The sequence below is a fragment of the Paenibacillus sp. P4_E11 genome (genome assembly GCF_056401635.1).
Genome location: NZ_JBFUIX010000268.1, coordinates 1 through 3,272 on the forward strand (window position 1 = coordinate 1; position 3,272 = coordinate 3,272).

The window sequence follows — 3,272 nt, forward strand, 5'->3', positions numbered from 1 at the left end:
GATTCACAGAGTGTTCAGGAAGGCTGTGCGCTTAGCTGGATCTGTCTCGGTATTACTGCATCTCGCAACGGCAAAATCAAGGTAACCGTATAGATTTCCTATACTAGGGTACCACCACCACCTATACAGAAAATGAACAACTTCCAGCATTCCACAATTGTCGAGTTCATCGTTCAGAAATTGTACAGATCGTTCTTGTATACTAATATTTGGTATTTTGCTTTGATCCGACCAACGAGAGCTGCTCTCTCATTATTTGTTAAGAGAGGAATTACATCATGCTTGTAAGAATTTTTTTTGACAACCGCTGGATACCTGTTAATCTACCAGATCACGCTTATTCCGATCGTTTCACGCAAGAACTGAAAGACAAGTTACTCATCCAACTATTGAATAATCAGCATATCGACCAGTCCAGATGGATGGAACTGCAGACGATCGAGTTGGAGCTCTGCCCAGACGGATGGAAAGCAACCCTCTACCGTATTACTACCAATGAAGAGACGGAGATTTTCTTCTTCCGCTAATCCGCTTGTAAAAAAGACCCCCATCAGTTGAGCCTGATAGGGGTCTATGTCATGCTTTTTCTTAAATAGTAAGATTGCCTGTACTGTGCTTGATCGTATCGGTCTCAACCGGCAACGAAGTACGGTTAACGCCTTCCTCGATCACAGACGAAAGGAACAAATAATTGCTGTTGCCGAATCCTGCGTTCTGTACGGTATACTTCCCACCGATGAAGCGTGAGCTGAACGCCTTCAGCTTATGAGACCCTCCCTCGATATGGAAATGCGCGGTATCCGCTGCTGCAGCTGTGCTCGTACAATCGCCGAAGCTCCAAGTGATGACATTGGTCGGCAGCGCACTCTTCAAGAACGCCTTCTCACCATTCGTTCCACTGAACACAGCACCGCCGTCGATCGTGATCGATTGGTTCGGCGTATTGGCTGCATTGTTCACATCGCCCACGCGATCCCATGCGCCTGTGAACAGGAAGCAACAATTGACCAATCCGCCCCCATGCATGATGACTTCACGGGTTCCGACCTTCACTAAGCCTGTCTCAGGCGATTTGCCCTTGAACCAGGTATTGATCAATGTAAGCTTGTTAATGCTGCCGAGCGTGACCTCTTCTATATCGTAGAATTCGCTATTAATGATCGTAAGTTCCCCGTTGCTTGGCGTGAAGCCTACTTGTGTTGTACCCGAGCGAATTGGCCGGGCAATTTCATAGCCCTTCAACATACCGAAGGAGCAGCTGTCTATAATATTTTTGCGCTTTCCGCGAGAAGACCCTTTGTTGATCGTAATCATTTCTTGCGCCGTGCAACCTCTCATTTGCAAGCCGTCCATGTTAACCCAGATCGAACCCGAGTTCGCCATCTTAACGCCTGGTTTCGTGTACGTAACAACCGCGTGGCAATCTTCGAGCGTGAGGTCGGTTAAACGCTTATGCGCTACGATCCGGGAAGCGATATGTTTCTTGACGGTAATACGCTTCGCGCTGTCGCCCCAGAACGTTCCGCTGTTCGCGAACGACAGTAAACCGGAGTTGCCGATGAACGTAAGGTCGTGCTCGTACTGGCCGTGCGTAACGTAAGGACCGTACTCGTCTCCATCGCCATGACAGTTCTCAACCATGCAGTACGCTGCATTGGTGAAATCGTTCAAGTGCCGAGCGTTGCTCGTATTGCAGTCCTTCACATGTCCGTATAGTACATTGATCTGCTGCGTCAAATAGCCAGTTCCGCCCCAATCCCGTTCTTCCGGGTTCATCAATTGGCAGCGCTCCGTCAGGAACGTCGTGTTGTAGCGGCGCATGACGACCGGCCAGAACACCTTGGTCGCGTTGATTCCCGTAGCGTCACACTCGACTGCATATTCGTATGCGACCGGATTAGACCCGATCTGATCCCAATCTGGAGTAGGCCTCAAGCTCGTACCGTTGACCGGAACCGGAATCCCGATGAAGTTCATGTTTCTTACATGGCAGCGGACAGCCGGCTCGATCTTCTTGTACGTGATTTGTCGACCCGCGGCCAATTGCCAGCCGGACTTGTAGTTGAATCGAACATGGGTCGTATCGAACACTTCGGTTACCTTGATCATATAATCCAGCTCACGCTGCGCACCACCAGCCGCATTGTTCTTGATCTGTGCATGCCACCAGCTGCCAATCTCGAATAAGGAAGAATCTGTTACCTCGAATATATCCGAATACTCCACTACATCTGCGGCTAGTGTTACCGTTTGCGTCATACCCGGCTGTGTCCCCTGGAAGAACAAAACCGCACCGAACGGATTATCCAGCGTATTCAGGGCCATTCCTACTGTGGTTACGGTGTGATTGTGGAAATCTACCTCAATATTACTACGGTGATACACGTGACGAACGACAAAGTTCAGGTCTGTGTGGGCTTCAATCCGATGAATGGCAGGATCATTGACCATAGCATCCAGGGCGGCATCCGCATTCTGGGATGGACCGAATATGCCGAACCATCGGAAATCCGCAATCCCTTGATGTACCGCTTCGAATCGGCCTGCTGTACCGACTAAACTATGAACAGTTCCTCCGTTGTCCACCTTCGTGCTTGCTGTATCCCAGCGAACCAACTTCCCGCCGCCATCTCCATTCTGATTGTAGCCACCTACAATGACGTGCTGGCCGTTCTTAAGCTTCTTACTCGACAGTGCGACCAATTCACTTACATTAGACACTTGCAGCACTTCTGCTGCTTCGATCTTATCTTTGTCTTTATCTTTATCCTTATCGTTATCGCTCGCGAGTGCAATGTTCGAAGTGAGCGCACTCCCCGCGAGCGCAATGCCGCCAAGCCCTAACGCCTGAAGCATCTTTCTGCGGCTGAATGTCTTGTCCTTCCTTACATCCCCCGCCTCATCGATCTTGTTCATGTTCTTCTCTTGATCCATTCGATAACAGCTCCTTCTCCATCAGGTATTGGTTATCTTGTGATGCTTGCTTACTGCATACCTGCAGCATTTCCGGCAACAGCAGGGCTGCGCGGAACCGGCCGGACGTGATTATCCGGAACCGGAAACCACATTCACACCAGCACACGGACCTGATCCAGTCAGCATTCGTGAACAACCCCTTTCTGATTTAAATTTGATTTATAATATTATGTAAATTATACAGAAAATATTAGGAATTGGGTTATTCTGATTTGATTCTGGTTTGTTATTCTATTATAAGTGTCTTATGGAAACGCTGTCAATGCTACTTTTGTACTCCGTCCTCACAGGACTGG

The 3,272-nt window shown here is 48.9% G+C and carries 2 protein-coding genes; one reads left to right on the plus strand and one right to left on the minus strand.

Translation table 11 applies throughout. The features are described 5' to 3' along the window. Positions 1–278: 278 nt before the first annotated feature. Positions 279–527 carry a hypothetical protein gene (locus AC1DWB_RS32590; protein WP_477545251.1) on the plus strand — a complete coding sequence of 83 codons (249 nt, stop codon included), beginning with the start codon at positions 279–281 and terminating at the stop codon, positions 525–527. Between the two features lie 61 nt (positions 528–588). Here the strand turns inward: AC1DWB_RS32590 and AC1DWB_RS32595 are convergent, their stop codons facing one another. Continuing rightward, positions 589–2,934: a hypothetical protein gene (locus AC1DWB_RS32595; RefSeq protein ID WP_477545252.1), complete on the minus strand. Its 2,346-nt coding sequence runs from the start codon at positions 2,932–2,934 to the stop codon at positions 589–591. Positions 2,935–3,272 lie beyond the last annotated feature (338 nt).

Excerpts from the sequence above, each read along its gene's own strand:
- AC1DWB_RS32590 (WP_477545251.1), top strand. The coding sequence starts at position 279 with ATGCTTGTAAGAATTTTTTTTGACAACCGCTGGATACCTGTTAATCTA.
- AC1DWB_RS32595 (WP_477545252.1), bottom strand. The coding sequence starts at position 2,934 with ATGGATCAAGAGAAGAACATGAACAAGATCGATGAGGCGGGGGATGTA.